Genomic DNA, 18455 nt, shown 5'->3' with positions numbered 1-18455 from the left:
CGGAGACCGAGGCATGACTGCCGCGACACGTAGACAGATCCCGCAATTCGGCCACCGGCTGACCCTGACAGGGCTGGCGCTTCCGGCGCTGATCCTGATGGTCGCGGTGAACGCGTACCCGCTGTTCTTCGCGATCATCCAATCGGTGCATGGCGGCAGCCTCATCGCTCCAGGCCCCTTCGTGGGCCTGGAGAACTTCGCCGAGGTGCTGACCGGCCAGAGCTTTTGGCGGGCGACCTGGTTCACGCTGGTCTTCACCGCCTGCGGCGTCTTCGGCAGCTGGGCGCTCGGGTTCGCGCTGGCGCTGCAGCTGAAGCCGAATTTTCCCGGCCGGGACGCCTTCAAGGTGCTGCTGCTGCTGCCGTGGATCGTGCCGATCGTCGTCACCGCCATGAGCTGGAACTGGCTGCTGGCGGCGCGTGACAGCGTGCTCCCCAACATCGCCCGCGCCCTCGGCATGGGCAATGTCATGTTCCTCGGCAACCCGACCCTCGCCATGGTCACGGTCTGCGTGTTCAAGGTCTGGATCAGCTACCCGTTCATGATGATGATGTGCGCGGCGGCGCTGGAAAGCGTCGAGAGCAATCTCTACGAAGCCTCCGCCATCGACGGCGCCGGCAAGTGGCAGCAGTTCCGCCACATCATCCTGCCGGTGACGGCGCGTTCCACCTACATCAGCTGGATCCTGATGGCGGTGTTCTGCGTCAACGACTTCCCGACCATCTATCTTCTGACGCGAGGCGGTCCGCTCGAGGCAACGACGTCCCTGATCGTCCTCGCCTACCGGACGACCTTCCTCGACTTCCTGCCGGGCATCGGCCTGGCGATCGCCTTCCTCATGACCGCGGTGATGATCACGCTCTCGGTCGTCCTGCTGCGCCAGATCCAGAAGTCGAGCCTGCAATGAACGCGAAATCCTCCGTCCGCCCCGTCGGCGCGAGCCCCCGCCCCTGGCTGCGGTCGCTCGTCACGCTGGCGATCACCCTGGTGCTGCTGTCGCCGATCCTGGTCGTCTTCTGGCTGGCGCTTCGCCCGCCCATGGCCTGGCAGCAGACCGGACCGACGCTCGGCACCTTCTGGTACGTGCTTACGCAGACTGAAGTGCTGCGCTGGCTGACGAACAGCTTCCTCGTCAGCGCGATCTCGACGGTCGCCGCCGTCGCGGTGGCGGCGCCGGCCGGCTATGTGCTCTCGCGCGGCAAGGGCCGGGCGACCTCCGCCTTCTCGCTGTTCATCTTCGTGCTGCAGAGCCTGCCGGCGGTCGCCTTCATCATCCCGCTCTTCATCATGTTCGCCAAGATCGGCCTCGCGGACACGCTCTCCGGCGTGTCGATCGTCTATGTCGCCTCGTCGATCGCGGTCGGCTGCTGGATGATGACGGCCTATTTCGACTCCCTGCCGATCACGCTCGAGGAAGCCGCCTGGATCGACGGCGCCTCCGTGTTCGGCGGCTTCGTCCGCATCATCCTGCCCAACTCGCTGCCGGGCATCCTGTCGACGGCGCTGTTCACCTTCCTGAGTTCCTGGAACGACTACATCGTCGCCTCGGTGTTCCTGCGGTCGGAGCGCGCCTTCACGATGCCGATCGGCCTGCAGACCTTCTTCCAGCAGAACCTCGCGGACTGGGGACCGGTGATGGCCTGCGCCGTCATCATGCTCGCCCCGCCCGTGATCCTGTTCGCCGTTCTCAACCGCTATTTCAGCATCGGCGGCATCGGCGGCTCTCTCGCCGGCCGGTAATCACTGTCGGAGTCGACTGCCATGAACAACGCGCTGCTGCTGGCCGCCGTGGCCCTCATCATGCCTATAGACCAGGATGGCGGAGCCCTCGAATTCGGCGCGCCCGCCTATCTCGACCGACATTTTCGCGAGAACCCGGACCAGGCGGCCATCGTGGCCTCCGGCCTAGACACCCTGCCGGCCGATTTCGTCGAACGCGCCGCCGAGGCGCAGGAGGCGATCCTGCGCGCGCGCGAGACGGAGGCCTGGTTCCAGCTTCTGGCCGAACTCGTCGCCGAGGGCGTCTACGCCGATCCCGACAATGGCGGCAATCCGGGCGCCGCGTCCTGGCGCATGGTCGGCTATCAGCACCGATTGCCGGAAGGCCCGAACGGACCCGCCGCGACGGGAGGGCAGCCGCCCTCCCCGGTGCCCGACGACCTCGATTTCGACGTGGTGATCGTCGGAGCGGGCGCCGGAGGCGGCGTTGCCGCCGGCGTGCTCGCGGATAGCGGCAAGCGGGTGCTGCTGCTCGAACGCGGCCTCCGCCGCGACTATGCCGACAGCGGCCACCGCGACCATCTGCGCAATCACCGACTGTCCTTCTACGGCCACAACACCGGACCGGATCTCGACGGCAATCCGCGCGTGGTCATCGACGTCGACGGCATCGAGAAGATCGTTCGGCCGCACGAGACGCTCTATCACAACCTGGCCGCGGCCGTGGGCGCGGGAACGCTGGTCTATGGCGCCCAGGCCTGGCGCTACCATCGCGACGATTTTCGCATGGCGAGCCTCTATGGCGTGCCGGAAGGGTCGTCGCTGGTCGACTGGCCGCTCTCCTTCGACGATCTCGAGCCCTATTACGAGCGGGCCGAATGGGAGATCGGCGTGTCCGGCTCCGGCAGCACCAATTTTCACGAGGGAGCCCGGGCGCGCGACTATCCGATGCCGCCGCTGCCCGAGAGCCCGTCGACCGAGGCGCTGCGGCGCGGCGCCGAAAGGCTCGGCATCGGCGTCACGCGGGTACCCGTCGCCATCAACAGCGTGCCGCGCGACGGCAGGGCCGCCTGCATGGGCTGCGGCACCTGCGTCGGCTTCCCCTGCCCGAGCGACGGCAAGAACGGCACCCAGAACACGACGATCAAGCGCGCCATCGCGACCGGCCGCTGCACGCTGCTGACCGGCGCCATGGCGATCAGGATCGAGACCGACCAGCGCGGCCGGGCGACGGGCGTCGCCTTCGCGGACGCTGCCGGCCAGCAACACGTCGCCAGGAGCCAGACAATCGTGCTGGCGGCCGGCGCGATCGAGACGCCGCGCCTGATGCTGAACTCGGCGACGGCGCAGGAGCCGAACGGCCTCGGCAACAGCCACGATCTGGTCGGGCGCAACCTGCAGGGCCACTATTATCCCGGCGCCTACGGCCTGTTCGACCAGCCGATGCACGATTCACAGGGTCCGGGCGTCACCATCGCCACGACGAGCTTCAGCCACGGCAATCCGGGCCTGATCTCGGGCGGCATGCTGGCGGATGATTTCGTGCGGCCGCCGATCCAGTTCTTCAAGCAGTTCCTGCCGCCGGACCTGCCGCGCTGGGGCCAGGCCGCCAAGGACTTCATGCGCGACAACTACAACCGCACCATCCGCATCATCGGCCCTGTGCACGAAATCCCGACGGCGGATGCGCGCGTCCGCGTGGCGCCGCATGTGCGCGACCGCTGGGGCATGCCGGTGGCGATGCTGTCGGGCGGCGTGCATCCCGAGACGATGAGGACGGCGACCTACATGCACCACCGCGCCGCCGACTGGCTGAAGGCGGCCGGCGCCGTCAGGACCTGGGGCAAGGCGCCGACGGTCAGCCTGTCGGGCGGTCACCACCAGGCCGGCACCTGCCGGATGGGCACGGATCCGGCCCGCTCGGTGACGGACATCGATGGCCGGGTCTGGGGCCACGACAATCTCTTCGTCTGCGACGGCTCGCTGCATCCGACGAATGGCGGCTTCAACCCGGTGCTGACCATCCTCGCACTCGCTTTCCGCACGGCCGAGCACATCGCGTCGACGCGCTGAGGCGCGGGCCGGATCGCTTCACACCGTCCGGCTGCGGGTCAGCAGCCAGAGGAGATAGGCGCCGCCGAGCAGGCCGGTGGTCGAGCCGATCGGCAGGCTGAGATTGAGCGGAAAGCGCTGGCTGATCAGATCGGCCATCATCAGCAGCGCCATGCCCATCAGGGCGCCGGAGACGACCGGGACTTCCGGCGATCGCGTCAGCCGCCGCGCGAGTTGCGGTCCCGCAAGGGCGACGAAGGCGATGGGGCCGGCCGCCGCGGTCGCGATCGCGGTCAGGGCCACCGCCGAAAGAACTGGCCGCCGATCAGCGTGGCGACGATGCCGGCGGCGACTTCGTCCGGCATGGCGACCACCCGGCCCAGGATATCGGCGCAGAGCAGCAGGATCGTCAAGAACATCTTCGACGAGCGCTCGCCGACCTACATGCAGCAGAACCGCGGCATCGGCGGCATCGAGGCGAGCATGACCGAACCGCGCATGTACGGTCTCGGCATCAAGGGAACGTTCTGATCCCCGTCAGGCCGGCCCGATACGGGGCCGGCCATCCTGCTTCGGGGCCGACGCTACTCGGGATAGATTTCGGCGCCGTCGGCCGATCCCCGGTGGAAGAGGATGAAGGCCAGCGGATTGCCCGGCTCGGCCATCGCGTCGCTGCGCTGGCCTGTCACTTCGCCGGCCACGCCGCTGGCATATTCGGCGACCACCTCCCCGAAGCCGTTGCGCTGCACGGCGATCTTCTGACCGGCTTCGACCTTGTCGTTGAGCTTGACCAGATGCTCGACGAGCCCGCCTTCCGTCGCCAGGATCGGGAACGCGCTGTTGCCGACGAAGACATGCACGTCCCTGCCGGTCCGCCCCATCGGCCCCGGCAGGATGCCATGGAGCTTGAGGACGTTCAGCGTGCCCTCCACGAACAGCGGGATCATATCGAGGTCTAGGACGCGCGCGGCGCCGATTTCGGCGCAGAAGGACGGGATGCCCACGTCGACGAACGCATTGTGCAGGACGCCGGGATAGACGTGGTTGTCGAAGACCTGGCCGACCGGGAAAAGGTCCACCATGGCCTTGATCTCGGGAACGTCCATGCCGGCGATATTGAAGGCGGAGACCTCGAATCCGGTCGTGCCGGTGTGGAAGTCGATCGCCGCGTCGGCGTTCGGGCGAAGCAGCCGGTTGAACAGGAGACCCGCATGGCGGCTCGGAGCCGTGATGCCGTTCTCGTTCCCGGGCCATTCCCGGTTCAGATCGATCAGGTCGCTGCCCCGGCCATAGTTGGGCCAGCGGCGCTGCATGCTTTCGATGGCGGGGCTGGCCACGTCGGTCACCGCCATGACGGTGCCCGACATCTGCGCCGGGTCGAGAGCGTTCATCACGGTCTGGACCGTGTGGATCGAGCTCATCTCGTCGCCGTGCACGCCGCTCACCAGCACGACGCGCCTGCCGGGCCTGGCGCCGCGGACGACCGTCACCGATACATGCCAGCGCTGTCCGGATGGCATCTCGACGCCCTGGAAATACAGGAAGTGCTTCTGGCCGGGCGCCAGATCGTTCACGTCGAGCGCGCTGACGACCTTCTTCCCCTGGATGACATCGCCGGTATAGACCGTGCCCGACCCAGGATTGGCGGCGGGGGCCGCTTCTTCCGCCCCGGCCGCGCCGGTGGAAACGGCAAGGGCTGCCGTCGCCCCGGCCGTCGCCATGGTCGTGATCAGGAAGTCGCGGCGATTGGGGTGCACTTCGGGTCCGTTTGACATGGGGCAGGTCCTTCCATTGCCGATCTGAAGAGCTTGCGACGCGGCCGCGCGCTTCGACAAGGCCGAAACGGACCAGCCCCGGCCGGAAAGACGGCGGCCGCACCGGAACAGTCGAACTCAGCCAGCGTGGCGGCTCGACAGCCAGAACGCCGGTAACTCACTGATTCATTAGGATATTGGCGTCCCGGAAGGGGGCCGCCGTCCTCAACAAAATCAATGGGTTCGCAAATAGGTTTGCAAAAATTGGTGGCGCGTCTGCCCGCACCGCCCCGCCGGGCGCATGGACGGATGGAGAAGCCGCAACCCAGATTCGTAGGCTCTCAGGGCCATTGATTTCATTGGAGGCCGTTCCCAACCGGGCGGACGGGGATGGCATAGAGGCGGCTCTGGAGGGGAGCCGCCTTTTCTTTGTCCGAAACCGATTGACTCTGACACGGATGAGAACGAAATAGGAACAAATGCCCACAGGAGGCCGCCATGGGCCACGCCGAGAAGATCATCGACGAAGAACAGGACGCCCTCGACAAGCGTGTCGACAACCTGCTGGCCGCGCACAACGGCGACGCGCGCGCCGCCATCGAAACGCTATTGCTCACCGCGGACAGCCGCACGGCGCGGATCTCGTTCGGCTATGTGCGCGGGCGGCTGCCAACGACAGGGAGAGATCCCGATGCGGCGATATAAGGGCCAGCGTTCGGCGAAGGAAATCGACCGGGACTATCCGCACCAGGTATGCCTCGACGTGCCGGGAACGGGCTTCGGCGCCCGGATGAACGAGATGACCGCCTTCTGCGGCGAGCGCGATCACGCGCATCGGCCTGGCGATGACCGCTTCAACCATCAGGCGATCTGGTGCTTCACGACGCCCACCGATGCCGACGCGTTCCATACGCTGTTCTCACCGATCTGGCACGGCCGGCGGATCGATCGATGAGCGTGGAAACAATAGGCCAAGCTCAGCCGGCCGGTGGTCATCCCGAAGACGGTGGCGCTGGCATGCTCGGCTATATGTGCAGGACTGAGCCCATATGGCGCCTGCGATCTCTAGTCGTCACGAGCATATTTCACAGAAAGGACACCAACAATACAGAAGACAACAGTGGAAAATATTCCCAGTGCAGCGTTTCGAATCCAATTGTCCGCCCCCGACACAGCATCTGCAATCTGGAACAGTATTACGGGCACGAAAAAAGCGCCGATGAGCAAGAACAAGCCAATCAGCGTTAACGCATTTACCGCACCAGCCGTGACCTTTAGGGACAAGAGATCTTTAAATTCTGAAATTAGACCACTCAAGATAGAAGTTAGGTCGATCCCGGCCCCCTTCTTCAAGATCACCAACACAGCAACTCCGAAGAGCAAATACAGCATTACTTGCAGGTGCTCAGGTGGAATTGGAGGCATGAGCTAGCCGCTCGCCTTGAGTCGCGCCATAAAATGAAACCCGACTGCGCTGATTAAAAGCATCCCGCCGATGAGCGGATGAACAATAACCATGCCCGTCAAGCCATGCCCTACGAGCGCGAAAAGGGCCAAAAGCCCCACGGCGCTAGAGACATTTTTTACAACCGCGTTCATCGCGACCAGCCCACGCTGCTCAACCGCCGCCTCTGTCGCCGCGGCACCAGGAAGAGGCTGCTCCTCGACTTCAGACGGGGGAGCGTCCTCAACGTAGACGCGCTGGAGAGGTCGCGCACTATGGGACGCCGTAACCAAAGAAGAGTCAATGACCTGAAGCTGCTCGATTGCCGCTTCAAATGGATTAGTCTGCCAAGACTTCGACCGTGCGAGACCGGGCCTCCACATGTCGATATCCGCATACGTTCCCGCGTTGGACCGGCGCCGGCTCCTTACCAAGGACGTTGAAGAGGAGTATTCCGTAGTATTCGGATCATTAATAACGGCAATGGCGTTCATAGGACACCATCCAACAAATTGCCAGTCATCTTGCGGGCGTCCGGCATGGCGTATTCCGTCAATATCGGCAACAGACTTCGGAAATCATTACTGCCAGACGCACCCAGATCCCTCTGGAGCTTACTGTTACAATCGATTTTTAGTTGAAGACCTTTCTCAACAGCGGCTTCGAAATCCGGATCGAAATGAAGCTGTTGCGGCACAAACGATCCGACAACCTGACGATTGAAGACAACATACTCTGAGAGACCTATCGTCCAACTGAATTTATCGTCAACACTCCAGCCAAGATTGACATCAACAGCCGTAGGTACTCCGCCGCCTTCAATTTTCGAAACGATTGGGAGCAGATCAGCGCTGATATTTCTACCAAGATCCACAAGAGGAGCAGTCAGAAGCAGAATAATCCCGCAATAGTATTGGCTCTGCTTGGAAAAGACGCGGCCATGCAAAACATCCAGCACCCCCGCGGCCTTTTCAATTGCACTTAGAATGCCTTTATCAGGTACGCCACCACTGAAGTCCAAGGTCATCTGCGCGACGACATCTGAGCCGAGATAGTTGCGCTTGCCTGCGGACACCACGAATCGCGGCTGCTCAGGAGGTGCGCCTGGGATATCCTGGAAATTCAGCTGACCATCGAGATACGGCTTCAGTCCGTCCGAGATTTCGAAAGCAGATCTACGAATGTCCTCGCGCGGAAAGCGTCGAACAAGCTGCACCTGCATCAGGCGCAGTGGCCCCAACCCGCTTAGCTCTGGCATTGCCCCCCCTAGTGACGGCTTATTCGCGCGACATTTAACGTCGCACCGCCATCTATTCAATAAGACAATCCATCGCGCAGCCGGCTGTCAATGCGCCATACGATGAAACCTACCGTGCGCCCTTCAGCGCCTCGATCGTCGCGGTGAGCGCTGCGATCTGTCCGGCTTGGCTGTCGACCTTGTCGGTGAGCTTGATCAACTGGGCCAGCACCTGGTCCTGATACCTGATACGATCCTGACGTCCGATCGCCTCGTTTCCCTCGAGAACCGTAACGCGCGTCTCGAGCTTGTTGGCGGTGCTGACCGCCGCGCTCGCGTCTGCCGAGATCCCATCGAGATAGAGCCAGAACAGGAACGCCATGGCGCTCAGCAGCGCCGGCGTCAGCAGCATCGCGATGCGCGACATGACGAGAATGGTGGTGTTTGCGGCGATCTTGTCGGCAGTCGTCATGGCTTGCCCTTCCAGCCGCAGGCCCTGGCGCCATAGCGGTTATGCTTCAGGATCTGCTCGGTGGTGCCGTCCGTCAGCACGTCACGGACGGACGGTCGGATCGCCGAGGCGACATCGCAGAAGTCACCGCTTCGGCTTGTCGCGCATCCAGCCGCCAAGCTCGCGACCACGAGCGCCAGCATCCATCCGATCGACCGCTTCATCGCTGGCCCTCCTGTTCGAAATTCCCTTGAGCCGGTCGGCCGCGTCGCTCGCGCGCTGCTGCGCCCGGCCCATGGCGAGCGCCTTCAGGAAGGCGGCGCCGGCGATGACGACGATGGCCAGCGCGCCGGCGGCGAACCGGCCGGCACGCGTGCCGAGGAACCATGCCCATAGCGCGCTCATGCCGCCGCCTCGGCTTCCTTGACGCCCCGCCAGTAGCGGAGCCCGACGAAGACCGCGCCGGCGACAATGACGGCGGCGACGGCCCAGGCGATGGGGCCGCTGAGACCGGAGAGCGCCGACAGCACGCCGGTGCCGGCTGTCACCGTGGTGGCGATCACGGCCGGATCGGTCAGCGGCTTGGCCGGTGGCGGAACGGCCTTGGCGGACATAGCGTCCGCAACCAGGCGGTCAGCCGGCGACCTCGTCGGCTCGATCTCCGGAGCCTGGGCCGAAGGCTTCGCCGCCGCCGCGAGCGAAAGCGAATGGCCGATGACCCCGGGCTGCGTCTTCCACTGCCCTTTCGGGTCCTTGCCGGTGATCCGGATCGTCCAGCCGCGGCCGTTGGCGACGAAGCCCTGCGGCCCCTTGATGCCGCGCAGGAAGGCCATGTAGGCGTCGCAATAGGCGCGGATCAGCGTCTCGACCGGGCCGTAGCGGCGCACCGCGTCGACCGTCTGCACGCCGACGATGCCGTCGGCCGGCACGCCGACGAGTTGCTGCAGGAGCCGCACCGCCTTGGCCGGGCCGGACATGACGCCCGAGGTGAACACGGCATAGTCGAGCCCGGCCGGCAGCAGGTCGCCGCCGCTCTGCGTCCAATAGCTCTTGCGATAGATCGCCTCGGCCCGCGCGAGCGTGAGGTTCCGCACGTCGTCGATCGAGGCCGGCCGACCGAGATCCGCGCTCAGCGTCCGCTGCGTGATGCCGTATTTCGTCGGGCCGCCCGCGTCCGTCTTGCGGTTCACATAGCCGCCCTCGTCGCCGAACATGAGGGTGAGAGCCTGGGGAAGGGTTTCACGCATGGGATCGCTCCCCGCGCATGGGCAGGTTGTGCATGGTTGCCTCCAAATGAGATCAGGATTGGGAACAGGCGGTGACAAGCGGCGTTGAGACATTGGAACGGCCGTCCCCCCGTTCCGGGTCATGCAAAGAGATCCTGCCCGCCTCACGAGGCGGGCTTTTTTTAGCGACGGACGCGGAACCTTTCGCCCTGCAAGGCGGTTGAGTTCGATCGAGGGTATCCAGCCTTCCCCTCTGGAGTAGATGCGACCCCTCGACGAATGGCCCGCCGGTCCGCCCTGATCGGCGGGCTTTCTGTTGACCCGGCAGGCGGGAACGCAAGCGGCCAGCTCGAGTTGATTTGCGGACGGTGTTACGGCGCTCTGGGCCAGTCGCCACGATGAAAGCGAGCGGCCACGCACGTTAGTTCGCGAAGGGATTCCCAATGGAAAAGCTGACGATTGAAATCATCGCGAAGGGTGAAGGCTGGATCGTCCAGCACGCCGAAGCCAACGAGGTGGTCTATCTGACCAAAGAATCCGCCTTCCAGGGAGCGATTGCCGTCATCGACACAGCAATGGCGGAAGGCAGGGCCATCGAGCTCCGAATTCCCGGCGGGCCCGGGCGGTTCGATTGAACGGCACGGCACTCACAAACGCACTCACCTCAAATCATCAGAGGTCCCACATGGCATCCCGAAGAAACAAGGCCCAGAAATCCGTCGCCGAACTGGAGCGGCAGGATGCTCGAGGACAGTTCCATCGCGGCAAGAAGGGCAGCACCAACAGCGGCCTTGTCAGCGCCGAGCCCCGCGTACTGGGGGATGGCGAACAAGAGGCGTCCGACTGGAATGAAGGCGAGGAACATCAGCGCGACATCTCCTTACCCAAGCGAGAGATGTAGACACACTTTTCCTCAACCTTTGACAGTCGCCCCATAGACGCGAAGCCTGCCGATCTGTCAGGCTCCCATACGTCAACGTCTAGATAAGGGGACTGAGAATGAAGAAGACCTACGAGAAGCCGGCGCTCACCAAGGGCGCCCAGCTGCAGGCCATCGCTGCCGCTGTCTACAGCCACGATCCGGTCTGATCGACAGCCGCCGGCGGTGCCCCCGCCGGCGGTTCTCTATGCAGGCGCCAAGCAGCGCCTACCGGCTGCCGATGCCGCCCTGGCCGGCCGGCGCCACGGCATCCGGGATCGCCGGTATCGGTGGCGCGTTCGCGGTCGGCGGCGCCGGCGTGTCGGCTCCGGAAGCTCCCGAGCCCTGCCCGTCGCCTTCCGTTGATGCCTCCGGCTTCAGCTTCGCCTCGACCTGCGTCGTGTAGCCGGATTTCGAGATCACATGCGTTGCTGTTTCGATGATGAACTCGATCGCGTCGAGCTCCGGACGAACGCCCGAATAGCGGAAGGGCGCGCCGGCCCGAATGGCGGGATCGCCGAACAGCGTGACCGAGGTCCGGATCGTCTCCGATTTGAGATCCCTGGCCTTGGCCTTCGCGGCACGCGTCGCCTCCTCCACGTCCGCGAAGGGCTCCGATAGCGTATAGTCCGCCGATCCCTCGCTATCGCTTTCCTCCTCGACCTCGACCAGCTCGGCCTTGTCGCGGTCGTGATGGCGCGCTTTCACCTTTTCGAACCGGTTGCGGTGCGCGAAGCCCGTCCGACAGGTTCCCTCGACAATGTTGGCTGGCGAAGCGACGACGGCGGTCAGCCCCTTCCCGCCCGCCGATCTGCCGCTGCCCTTCGCCGCGAAGATAAGCTTGCCATCCTTGATCGAGAACAGCGCGCCATGGCGGCGCGCCAGGCGCTCGACGACGTGCAGGTCGCTCTCGTCCTGCTGGCCGAACCACGCATATTCATAGGCGCCGACCGCATCGTCGACGACGGGCGAGAGGCCATTTTCCGCGGCGATCTGGGCGACGATGTCCTTGACGGTCTTCTTGTCCCAATGACGCGAGCGATGCTGCTTGGCCTGGTCGCGGACATTGGCCCCCTTGCCGTTCACCGTCATGCCATAGGGCAGGCAGCGCACCTCCGGGTCGTCGGCCGTATAGCTTCCGAAAAAAGCCAGGCCCGTTTCGAGATAGCCGAGCGAGGCGGTGATCGTGTCGCCCTTCCGCGGAATGGCGGCAAAGGGATTGCCGTCATTCAGCTCACAGGAAATCGTGTCGGAAGTGACGCCCTCCTTGTCGGTGATGGTGACACCGATCAATCGCTCGTTGAAGATCGAGGCGACTGCCTTCCCATTGACTTTTATTTCGGCGACGGGTGTTTTCATGGAGGGGCCGATCTGCAGATCGCGATAGTCTTGGGGGGATAATTTGAGAATACTGTCTTTGACGACATTCCTGGCGGCCACCGCAGTAGGGACAGCACCAGCCCTGTCAGAGATGGGCCTGAAGTCGATGATGGTCGCTCAGGGCTTGGCCGAAGTGATCAACGGCGAGAAGACTTGCGGATATACGATCGACCAATCGAAGCTTGAGGCCTACTATTCCAAGGCCGGCCTCGACACCCCCGAGGCGCTTTCCCACATCGCCAACCTGATATCGATGGCCGAGTTCGGCGATCCGCCCACGCCGTCCGCCTGCACGATGGCACGCGCGACCGGGAAGAAAATCGGGATACTCGGCGAGGAATCGCCCTAGCAGGTTGACCGCCCGGCGCGGCCCGCCGGCCCGTCGATTGGCTACACACTCTCGGGGGGGGGCTGAAACATGGAAAAAGAAGAGCAAATCAGCCAGCGGGCAGGAATGCTGACGCCGAGAGGGGCTGTCATGGTTGCCTGCTTGGCTCTGGGGGCGATCGGGTATTTCGGATGGCAGGACAACAAGGCGACGCTGGCCGACCTTGCCCAATCGATCGTCGACGACAACACCCCAGGGAACCAACTCAAGGTCGATTTCATCCATGTGCCCATCTACCAGGCTGTTCCATTCTCGAACGCGCTGATGGAGTTTGGCATCCTCCCCTCCGAATTCTCTGGCTACTTCTCGCTGAAGACGAAGAATGGCGCACCACTGTCGGGCGCATGTAGCGCCTCGACCGCAGACTACTCGGTTCGGATGGTCGGCGACGGCCGGATCTCCATGCAGATCCCTGGACTTGCCATGATGGACATCGCCAGATGCCAGCCTAACTCCAAAGGCTGACCACGGCCACGGCCTCCCTCGCCTTGGCGATCTCCGGCAGGTCGATCACCGTACCGATCGGCAGCGGCATGCCTAGCGCCGCAAGGCCAGGATTGGCGGCGAGCACGATCTCGACATAGCCGCTCTCGTCACCATAGGTCCGGGTGCAGATGGCGTCGATCATGTCGCCCTGGCGGGTGGTGTAGATGGCCATCGGATCACCCGAACAGGGTCGCGAGGATGGAGAGCGGCGAGAAGGCGCCGCCGGTATAGCGCCGCAGCCGCAAACGGAACACGTCACGCCGCGGGCGTCCGAGGGCGTCGTGGAAGGATTGATCCTCCGATACCCCCTCGATCACATGCATGCCGTACACGTTGCCGGCAAGCGTGACGAGCGGCAGGACGGCGCCCGCCGCCGCCGCGCCGCGGACCCCTTCCAGTGTGGCGAGCCCGCCGAACTCATGCGGGAAGATCGCGCCCTCGATCTGCACGGCGTCGTCGTCGCCGCCGGTCCATTGCAGGCGGTTTAGCCCGCCGACCGTGGGGATCTCGGCCCAGCGCGTCGACAGGTCACGGCGGATGCCGTTATAGCCAAACCGCAAGCTGTGAAACATGAATGGCCCGAGCGCCATGGGGATCGCCATCAATTCGCTCCGTCGGAATAGGCGCCGCTCGTCAACGCGTGGAATCTGGACGAGATGGCTGAGAGCGTCGCCATGGCGGTAGCATGCGGATCCGGCGCAGCGGTCACGTTGACCGTGATGTTCGGCGCCGGCTGCGGGTTGGTCACGCGGACATCCTGCGTTCCGCTCGGCTGGGTCGTCACCGGCGACGGAATGGAGACCTCCGGCACCCCAACGAGATTAACATCGCTGGGGCCGCCGGCCGGCTCAGGGCCGAACAAGAAGGATTGCTGGGCGCTGCCGTTCTGCCGGCCGATCAGCTCCTGGATACGCTGCCAGGTGCTCTTGTTGAGCTCCGCATCGACATCATAGCCAGCTGGATACTCTGGATGCGGAAGCTGGTCTAAGCCCCAGCTCATAGCCGCCTTGCCGCCCTGGTAGAGGGCAATCTGCGTTAGGGCCGCGCTACCTCCTCTGAGCAAGAGGCTGAGCCACCCCTTTCCGGCCGCGGCGCCTGCTCCGGCAGCCGCCCCCGCGCCGGCGGCAGCGCCGGCCGCCCCTGCGGCGCCGGCCCCGGCAGCACCAGCGGCGCCTCCTTTGGACAGCTTGCGCAGGCGCCCGATCGCGCCGGCGCCAGCGCCGCCAAGCATGAGGAGTCCTGCCCCGATTGTTGCCCAATCCACCGCCGAGAGCTCCTTGAGATTATCGACGAACTCCCCGAGGCTTCCGGCATCCTTGACGACGTTGATAAGTGTCGAAATCGCCATTGCGGCAATGACAATCCTACCGGCCTTGGACAATGCGAGCGCAGCGGCGCCCTTGGCCAGCCAGATCAGGGCGCTGCCCGTGGCGCCGATGGCAATCGCGCCCCCCACCGTCAACTCCCCACCGAGCTTGCCGATCGCCGCGCCGATGCTTCCGAACGCGGCGCTGATGTTCCCAGCCGAAACATTCTCCCCGAACGACTTGAGGTCCTGGCCGATGCCGCGAAACCGGTTCGACAGCCGGGCCAGACCGATGACACGATCGTCCGCCTCCTTGAGGCTGCCGCCGAACGCCTCGCCGAACAGCAGATCGCCGAGATCGTTCATCAGGGCACGCGGGCCCGCATTGCCGCCATAGCCGATGCCGCCCATGAAACCCTGAAACGCCGATTTGACCTGGTCGAGAACGCCGACGCGTTCCTTCAGCGTGTCGAGCACGTCGCCGATCCCTGCGCCGAGCTCCTTGATCGTCGGCAGCCAGCCATTGCCGATATCGATGCCGACGGCCTTGAACTTGTTGCCGAGGATCGCGAGGGCGTTCCCCGTCGTTTCCGCGCGAACGAGATATTCCCGGAAGGCGGAGCCTGAATAATCAGCCTCGGTGGCGACGAGCCCAAGCTGTCGACGAAGCTCTCGGGTGTCATTGATCAGCGGCATGAGGGCTCGCGCCTCCCTGCCGAAGATACCGATGGCCGCGGAGAGCCGCTCATGCTCGGGCAGCTTGTTGATCCGCTCGAACACATCCAGCATGGTGCCGACCGCATCGCTCTTGAAGGTTTTGGCCACCTTGTTCGCGTCGATGCCGAGGGCCTTGAAGGCGACCCGAGTCCGCTTCTGTGCATTGGCGGCGTCCGCCAACGCCATGCCCATGTTCCGGAATGATGTCGCGGCAACCTCGGTCTCGCCGCCGGCCGCGATCATGGCGCCGCCAAAGGCAAGCGACTGGGTTGCGGTAAATCCGAACATCTCGCCCTGCGCCGCGACGCGCTTGGAAAAGTCGACGAGGGCCGGCGCCGAGGCGGCGGTGTTATTGCCGAGCTGGTTGATCGCATCGGCGTAGAGGCCGACCTGATCCACATTCATGTTGAGCTGATTTTTGATCTTGGCGAGCGCCTCCGACGTCTCGCCCTCGCTCACCTCCCAGGCGATGGCGACCTTGGCGACCATCTCGGAGAATTTTCCGAGCTCGTTGATGGGGATGTTGGACTGCCCCGCCGCCGCGTAGATCGACGCGATGCCAGCGGCCGAGTTCGGCATGATCCTGGACATCGCCAGGATCTCGGAACGGATCTGCGACAGCTGCGCCGGCGTGCCATCGACAACCTTGCGGACATCGGCGAACGCCTCTTCGAACCTGATCGCCGCCCCGACCGTGCCACCGAGCGCCTTGCTGACGCCGACATAGCCCGCGCCAATGGCCAATGCCCCCCGCAGCATGCCGCCACCGAAGGCACTGGTGCGCCCGACGATCGCCCCGTTCATGCGAGTCGCCTGGCGACTGAGGCGGTCGAGCGAGGCGCCGACGCCGCGCGCCGGGCCGGAGACCATGTCCTGGAGCGAGACGATCAGTTTGGAAGTCAGGGTCGCCATGTCACGGCCTTCGCGGTGTCAGCAGATCGACGAGCTCGTCGCGCCAGCGGATAGCCTCCGCCGGCGCCATGGCCGTGATCTCGGAAAGGGGGGAATGGAGTTCCCGGCAGAGCCAGGCGGTCAGTCGCCGCCACCCTCGGCGATGACTGTGAAAGGGCGGAGCGCCCTGTCGCATTTCGCATAATCGCCGAGCGACATCTCGGCGATCTCCGGTTGCGTCGCTCCGGAGAGCTGCGCCATCAGCAGGGCCGCCGCGCCATGCTGCCCAGCGTCCCTGCCGACATTTTCGATGGCGATGAGGTCGGCCAGCTTCGGCTCGCGCAGGACGAGCGTATCGGCGTCCTTGCCGGCCAGCTTGTAGGTTCGGGAGAGCTTGACTTCGATTGCGCTGGTCATGATCTCGCCCCCCTTACGCCAGCAGCGCGTCGCGGATGGCGCTCGTCTGCGAGACGCCGCCGATCGACACATCGAAGGGCGTCATCTCGATCAGCGTGCGGCCATCGACCTCGAGGCGGTAGTAGCGCAGCGTGATCGCGTGATCGTTCTCGCCGGCCTCGCCCGGCTTCCACGAGCCGTGATCGTTCTTGATCAGCATGCCGCGCAGATAGGCGGTGGCGTTGATGATCGTACCATCCTCATGGGCGAGCGCGCCGGTCGCCATGTATTCCTTCTCGACGCCGACAGCGAGGCCGAACAGGGCGATCGCCTGGGGATCGAAGCCAGTGAGCTTGAACGAGCCTTCGATCTTCTCGTAGCCCATGTTCACGTCGATCGGCATCACCATGCCGGCGTTGCGAAGCTCCTCGACCTTGACGGTTGGAACCGGCAGCGTGATCTCGCTGGCCTGGCCGATCTTGGAAACGCGATCGGCGAAGATGGTGCAATTGCGCAGGATGTAGCGCGGCATATCGGACTGAGACGGCATCGAAGCCACCCTTCAGATTGGAGGTTTGGGAGAGCGAGGCGCCGGCTAAGCCGGCGCCAGGTCATTCAGGCCGCCAGCGAGCCGGAGCTCATCTCCTGTGCCACCTGGTCGAGCAGGAGCTCATAGGCCGCGAGGTTGCGATGGCTGGTGATCCGGACATCGACCATCGGCGTCGGGGGTTCGAACTTGACGCCGAGCTTGACGATGCCCTGCGCCAGTTCCTCGTTGGTGTTGCTGTCGAGAAGCCACACGTCGGAGCCCGGCAGGATCGCGCCCTCGAGTTCCATCGTGCGGAGATAGGCGCGGCCGGCCTCGATCAGGAACTTGAGATTGGCCTTGGTAAAGGGCCGGTCGACGAACTCGATATAGGCCGCCTCGAGCGCCTCGTTGATCGCGTCGGCCGTCCGGCGCACCGAGACGAACTGCCAGAGCAGATCGCTATCGCAGGTCCACACGCCCCAAAGGCGGAAGCCGGTATTGTTGATGTTGACGATGGTGTTGACGCGGTTCTCGTTCAGATAGTTCGACTGCCCGCCATATTCGATCGGGCGGTTGATGCCGACGATGCCGGCGACTTCGACATTCGAGCCGGCCCACCAGAAGCCCTGCTCCAGATCCATCCTGGCCTGCCGCGCCGCCCAGATCGGCGAGGACGGCTGCGGCACGTTGACGGCCAGTTCGGTATCGAACTTCAGCACCTTCGGATCGCAGACGAAGATGCGACCCGAATTGATCCGGCCGCGATACTGCACCGCCGCCTGGTCCGTGGTATCCGGCCCGTCGACATAGGCAATGGCCTTCAGGCTGTCCGCGACGCCCATCAGCTCGGCGACGACCGGATTGATGGTCGCCCCCTTCGTCGCTGTGGCGGTGGCGCCGGTGCCGGCCCCCGTGATCGTGACGGTGATCGTTCCGGTAAAGCCATAGCCGGGCTTGGTCACGAGGATCGAGGTGATGACGCCGGCCTCGATGACGGCCTTTGCCTCGGCGCCCGCTCCGCCCGTTCCCGAAATCGCCACGACAGTCGTCGCATCGACATAGCCAGTGCCGCCGGCCGTGACGGCGATGGAGGCGATGCCATCCGCCGGCGAGGTCTGGGTGAAGCCGGGCGCGATCAGCAGCTTTGGCTTGTAGAGCCCATCGGATACCGCGCGGCGGAAGGCATGCACGCCGGAAAAGGCGGTCTGATCGCCGACCATATTGGCCCAGGTCTCGGGGGCCGTCGCGCCCTCCTCGACCCGCACCATGACGATCGGGCAACCGACCTGGTCGAAGATACTGTCGATGGCCTCGGCGAGGGTGCCGTCGCTGCCCAGCCCATCGGCATCCTGCGGCTGCAGGATCATGACCGGCTTGTTGAGTGGAAACTTCGCCGCATCGGCCTCTTCGGCGGTGCCGATCAGGCCGATGACGGCGGTTCGCGCGGTGCGAACGAGCACCGGCGTCTCGGCGCTCTGGAATACGCGCGTGCCGTGGTGGAAGGACACAGAAGCCATGCTCGGCTCTCCTTTCGAGGTGGCCCTGCGGCCAGTTGCGTTT

The 18455-nt window shown here is 64.6% G+C and carries 26 protein-coding genes; 10 read left to right on the top strand and 16 right to left on the bottom strand.

Annotation, left to right across the window (positions count from 1 at the left end):
* Nucleotides 1-13 precede the first annotated feature (13 nt).
* The 3 genes from OSH07_RS20100 to OSH07_RS20090 are packed head-to-tail and all read left to right on the top strand — an operon-like array spanning nt 14 to nt 3792.
* Complete coding sequence (locus OSH07_RS20100) at nt 14-907, top strand: carbohydrate ABC transporter permease (protein WP_266340471.1); 894 nt, start codon at nt 14-16, stop codon at nt 905-907.
* On the top strand, nt 904-1740 hold the full coding sequence (locus tag OSH07_RS20095) for a carbohydrate ABC transporter permease (protein ID WP_266340470.1): 837 nt from the start codon (nt 904-906) through the stop codon (nt 1738-1740). The genes OSH07_RS20100 and OSH07_RS20095 overlap by 4 nt, the downstream gene beginning before the upstream one ends.
* A 21-nt stretch (nt 1741-1761) precedes the next feature.
* Nucleotides 1762-3792 (top strand): GMC family oxidoreductase, encoded by a 2031-nt coding sequence (locus OSH07_RS20090; RefSeq protein ID WP_266340469.1) that lies wholly within the window; start codon nt 1762-1764, stop codon nt 3790-3792.
* A gap of 18 nt (nt 3793-3810) precedes the next feature.
* Here the strand turns inward: OSH07_RS20090 and OSH07_RS20085 are convergent, their stop codons facing one another.
* Nucleotides 3811-4074 carry an iron chelate uptake ABC transporter family permease subunit gene (locus OSH07_RS20085; protein WP_266340468.1) on the bottom strand — a complete coding sequence of 88 codons (264 nt, stop codon included), beginning with the start codon at nt 4072-4074 and terminating at the stop codon, nt 3811-3813.
* A gap of 27 nt (nt 4075-4101) precedes the next feature.
* On the opposite strand from OSH07_RS20085, the gene OSH07_RS20080 reads away from it, so the two are divergent.
* Entirely contained in the window at nt 4102-4302 is a 201-nt protein-coding gene (locus tag OSH07_RS20080) for a hypothetical protein (RefSeq protein WP_266340563.1), read from the top strand.
* A gap of 53 nt (nt 4303-4355) precedes the next feature.
* Here OSH07_RS20080 and OSH07_RS20075 read toward each other — a convergent pair whose 3' ends face one another.
* Nucleotides 4356-5546, bottom strand: a complete 1191-nt coding sequence (locus tag OSH07_RS20075) for a M14 family metallopeptidase (RefSeq protein WP_266340467.1) — start codon at nt 5544-5546, stop codon at nt 4356-4358.
* Nucleotides 5547-6023: 477 nt separating this feature from the next.
* Between OSH07_RS20075 and OSH07_RS20070 the strand changes: the two genes are divergently transcribed.
* Nucleotides 6024-6230, top strand: coding sequence for a hypothetical protein (locus OSH07_RS20070; RefSeq protein WP_266340466.1), 207 nt, complete (start codon nt 6024-6026; stop codon nt 6228-6230).
* Nucleotides 6217-6480, top strand: a complete 264-nt coding sequence (locus tag OSH07_RS20065) for a hypothetical protein (RefSeq protein ID WP_266340465.1) — start codon at nt 6217-6219, stop codon at nt 6478-6480. Before OSH07_RS20070 ends, OSH07_RS20065 begins: the two co-directional genes overlap by 14 nt.
* Nucleotides 6481-6590: 110 nt before the next feature.
* On the opposite strand, the gene OSH07_RS20060 is transcribed toward OSH07_RS20065, so the two are convergent.
* From OSH07_RS20060 to OSH07_RS20035, 6 genes are all read right to left on the bottom strand, one after another.
* Nucleotides 6591-6887, bottom strand: coding sequence for a hypothetical protein (locus OSH07_RS20060; RefSeq protein WP_266340464.1), 297 nt, complete (start codon nt 6885-6887; stop codon nt 6591-6593).
* A gap of 66 nt (nt 6888-6953) precedes the next feature.
* On the bottom strand, nt 6954-7463 hold the full coding sequence (locus OSH07_RS20055) for a hypothetical protein (RefSeq protein WP_266340463.1): 510 nt from the start codon (nt 7461-7463) through the stop codon (nt 6954-6956).
* Nucleotides 7460-8227 (bottom strand): hypothetical protein, encoded by a 768-nt coding sequence (locus tag OSH07_RS20050; RefSeq protein ID WP_266340462.1) that lies wholly within the window; start codon nt 8225-8227, stop codon nt 7460-7462. The genes OSH07_RS20055 and OSH07_RS20050 overlap by 4 nt, the downstream gene beginning before the upstream one ends.
* A gap of 109 nt (nt 8228-8336) precedes the next feature.
* Nucleotides 8337-8678 carry a hypothetical protein gene (locus OSH07_RS20045; protein ID WP_266340461.1) on the bottom strand — a complete coding sequence of 114 codons (342 nt, stop codon included), beginning with the start codon at nt 8676-8678 and terminating at the stop codon, nt 8337-8339.
* Nucleotides 8679-8801: 123 nt separating this feature from the next.
* Nucleotides 8802-9062, bottom strand: a complete 261-nt coding sequence (locus tag OSH07_RS20040) for a hypothetical protein (protein WP_266340460.1) — start codon at nt 9060-9062, stop codon at nt 8802-8804.
* Nucleotides 9059-9904 carry a glycoside hydrolase family 108 protein gene (locus OSH07_RS20035; protein ID WP_266340459.1) on the bottom strand — a complete coding sequence of 282 codons (846 nt, stop codon included), beginning with the start codon at nt 9902-9904 and terminating at the stop codon, nt 9059-9061. Before OSH07_RS20035 ends, OSH07_RS20040 begins: the two co-directional genes overlap by 4 nt.
* A gap of 422 nt (nt 9905-10326) precedes the next feature.
* On the opposite strand from OSH07_RS20035, the gene OSH07_RS20030 reads away from it, so the two are divergent.
* The gene (locus OSH07_RS20030; protein WP_266340458.1) at nt 10327-10518 is read left to right on the top strand and encodes a hypothetical protein; all 192 of its coding nucleotides are present in this window, start codon (nt 10327-10329) and stop codon (nt 10516-10518) included.
* 29 nt (nt 10519-10547) lie between these two features.
* Here the strand turns inward: OSH07_RS20030 and OSH07_RS20025 are convergent, their stop codons facing one another.
* Nucleotides 10548-10748, bottom strand: a complete 201-nt coding sequence (locus OSH07_RS20025) for a hypothetical protein (protein WP_266340457.1) — start codon at nt 10746-10748, stop codon at nt 10548-10550.
* Between the two features lie 134 nt (nt 10749-10882).
* Between OSH07_RS20025 and OSH07_RS20020 the strand changes: the two genes are divergently transcribed.
* Nucleotides 10883-10972 carry a putative RiPP precursor gene (locus tag OSH07_RS20020; protein ID WP_266340456.1) on the top strand — a complete coding sequence of 30 codons (90 nt, stop codon included), beginning with the start codon at nt 10883-10885 and terminating at the stop codon, nt 10970-10972.
* A gap of 58 nt (nt 10973-11030) precedes the next feature.
* On the opposite strand, the gene OSH07_RS20015 is transcribed toward OSH07_RS20020, so the two are convergent.
* A complete protein-coding gene (locus OSH07_RS20015) occupies nt 11031-12161 on the bottom strand; it encodes a phage late control D family protein (protein ID WP_266340455.1) in 1131 nt (376 codons plus the stop codon).
* A 58-nt stretch (nt 12162-12219) separates the two neighbouring features.
* On the opposite strand from OSH07_RS20015, the gene OSH07_RS20010 reads away from it, so the two are divergent.
* The gene (locus tag OSH07_RS20010; RefSeq protein ID WP_266340454.1) at nt 12220-12531 is read left to right on the top strand and encodes a hypothetical protein; all 312 of its coding nucleotides are present in this window, start codon (nt 12220-12222) and stop codon (nt 12529-12531) included.
* A 69-nt stretch (nt 12532-12600) separates the two neighbouring features.
* Complete coding sequence (locus OSH07_RS20005) at nt 12601-13035, top strand: hypothetical protein (RefSeq protein WP_266340453.1); 435 nt, start codon at nt 12601-12603, stop codon at nt 13033-13035.
* Here the strand turns inward: OSH07_RS20005 and OSH07_RS20000 are convergent.
* From OSH07_RS20000 to OSH07_RS19975, 6 genes are all read right to left on the bottom strand, one after another.
* The gene (locus OSH07_RS20000) at nt 13019-13228 is read right to left on the bottom strand and encodes a tail protein X (protein WP_266340452.1); all 210 of its coding nucleotides are present in this window, start codon (nt 13226-13228) and stop codon (nt 13019-13021) included. The two genes, OSH07_RS20005 and OSH07_RS20000, sit on opposite strands and share 17 nt — an antisense overlap.
* Before the next feature lie 4 nt (nt 13229-13232).
* A complete protein-coding gene (locus tag OSH07_RS19995; RefSeq protein WP_266340451.1) occupies nt 13233-13658 on the bottom strand; it encodes a phage tail protein in 426 nt (141 codons plus the stop codon).
* Nucleotides 13658-15991, bottom strand: coding sequence for a phage tail tape measure protein (locus tag OSH07_RS19990; RefSeq protein WP_266340450.1), 2334 nt, complete (start codon nt 15989-15991; stop codon nt 13658-13660). Before OSH07_RS19990 ends, OSH07_RS19995 begins: the two co-directional genes overlap by 1 nt.
* Before the next feature lie 120 nt (nt 15992-16111).
* Nucleotides 16112-16387 (bottom strand): phage tail assembly protein, encoded by a 276-nt coding sequence (locus OSH07_RS19985; protein WP_266340449.1) that lies wholly within the window; start codon nt 16385-16387, stop codon nt 16112-16114.
* A 13-nt stretch (nt 16388-16400) separates the two neighbouring features.
* Nucleotides 16401-16916: a phage major tail tube protein gene (locus OSH07_RS19980; protein ID WP_266340448.1), complete on the bottom strand. Its 516-nt coding sequence runs from the start codon at nt 16914-16916 to the stop codon at nt 16401-16403.
* Nucleotides 16917-16981: 65 nt separating this feature from the next.
* Complete coding sequence (locus tag OSH07_RS19975) at nt 16982-18412, bottom strand: phage tail sheath subtilisin-like domain-containing protein (RefSeq protein WP_266340447.1); 1431 nt, start codon at nt 18410-18412, stop codon at nt 16982-16984.
* Between the last annotated feature and the right edge of the window lie 43 nt (nt 18413-18455).

The organism is Kaistia nematophila, assembly GCF_026343855.1.
Lineage (GTDB): Bacteria > Pseudomonadota > Alphaproteobacteria > Rhizobiales > Kaistiaceae > Kaistia > Kaistia nematophila.
This window is presented reverse-complemented; position numbering and strand designations above follow the sequence as displayed.

Bases quoted from the DNA above. Each gene is read 5' to 3' on its own strand.
- OSH07_RS20055 (WP_266340463.1), bottom strand. From the start codon at position 7,463: ATGAACGCCATTGCCGTTATTAATGATCCGAATACTACGGAATACTCC.
- OSH07_RS20065 (WP_266340465.1), top strand. From the start codon at position 6,217: ATGCGGCGATATAAGGGCCAGCGTTCGGCGAAGGAAATCGACCGGGAC.
- OSH07_RS20045 (WP_266340461.1), bottom strand. From the start codon at position 8,678: ATGACGACTGCCGACAAGATCGCCGCAAACACCACCATTCTCGTCATG.
- OSH07_RS20090 (WP_266340469.1), top strand. From the start codon at position 1,762: ATGAACAACGCGCTGCTGCTGGCCGCCGTGGCCCTCATCATGCCTATA.
- OSH07_RS20025 (WP_266340457.1), bottom strand. From the start codon at position 10,748: ATGTTCCTCGCCTTCATTCCAGTCGGACGCCTCTTGTTCGCCATCCCC.
- OSH07_RS20015 (WP_266340455.1), bottom strand. From the start codon at position 12,161: ATGAAAACACCCGTCGCCGAAATAAAAGTCAATGGGAAGGCAGTCGCC.
- OSH07_RS20040 (WP_266340460.1), bottom strand. From the start codon at position 9,062: ATGAGCGCGCTATGGGCATGGTTCCTCGGCACGCGTGCCGGCCGGTTC.
- OSH07_RS20035 (WP_266340459.1), bottom strand. From the start codon at position 9,904: ATGCGTGAAACCCTTCCCCAGGCTCTCACCCTCATGTTCGGCGACGAG.
- OSH07_RS20030 (WP_266340458.1), top strand. From the start codon at position 10,327: ATGGAAAAGCTGACGATTGAAATCATCGCGAAGGGTGAAGGCTGGATC.
- OSH07_RS19990 (WP_266340450.1), bottom strand. From the start codon at position 15,991: ATGGCGACCCTGACTTCCAAACTGATCGTCTCGCTCCAGGACATGGTC.
- OSH07_RS20020 (WP_266340456.1), top strand. From the start codon at position 10,883: ATGAAGAAGACCTACGAGAAGCCGGCGCTCACCAAGGGCGCCCAGCTG.
- OSH07_RS20070 (WP_266340466.1), top strand. From the start codon at position 6,024: ATGGGCCACGCCGAGAAGATCATCGACGAAGAACAGGACGCCCTCGAC.
- OSH07_RS19995 (WP_266340451.1), bottom strand. From the start codon at position 13,658: ATGGCGATCCCCATGGCGCTCGGGCCATTCATGTTTCACAGCTTGCGG.
- OSH07_RS20100 (WP_266340471.1), top strand. From the start codon at position 14: ATGACTGCCGCGACACGTAGACAGATCCCGCAATTCGGCCACCGGCTG.
- OSH07_RS19985 (WP_266340449.1), bottom strand. From the start codon at position 16,387: ATGACCAGCGCAATCGAAGTCAAGCTCTCCCGAACCTACAAGCTGGCC.
- OSH07_RS20000 (WP_266340452.1), bottom strand. From the start codon at position 13,228: ATGGCCATCTACACCACCCGCCAGGGCGACATGATCGACGCCATCTGC.
- OSH07_RS20050 (WP_266340462.1), bottom strand. From the start codon at position 8,227: ATGCCAGAGCTAAGCGGGTTGGGGCCACTGCGCCTGATGCAGGTGCAG.
- OSH07_RS19975 (WP_266340447.1), bottom strand. From the start codon at position 18,412: ATGGCTTCTGTGTCCTTCCACCACGGCACGCGCGTATTCCAGAGCGCC.
- OSH07_RS20005 (WP_266340453.1), top strand. From the start codon at position 12,601: ATGGAAAAAGAAGAGCAAATCAGCCAGCGGGCAGGAATGCTGACGCCG.
- OSH07_RS20075 (WP_266340467.1), bottom strand. From the start codon at position 5,546: ATGTCAAACGGACCCGAAGTGCACCCCAATCGCCGCGACTTCCTGATC.
- OSH07_RS19980 (WP_266340448.1), bottom strand. From the start codon at position 16,916: ATGCCGTCTCAGTCCGATATGCCGCGCTACATCCTGCGCAATTGCACC.
- OSH07_RS20095 (WP_266340470.1), top strand. From the start codon at position 904: ATGAACGCGAAATCCTCCGTCCGCCCCGTCGGCGCGAGCCCCCGCCCC.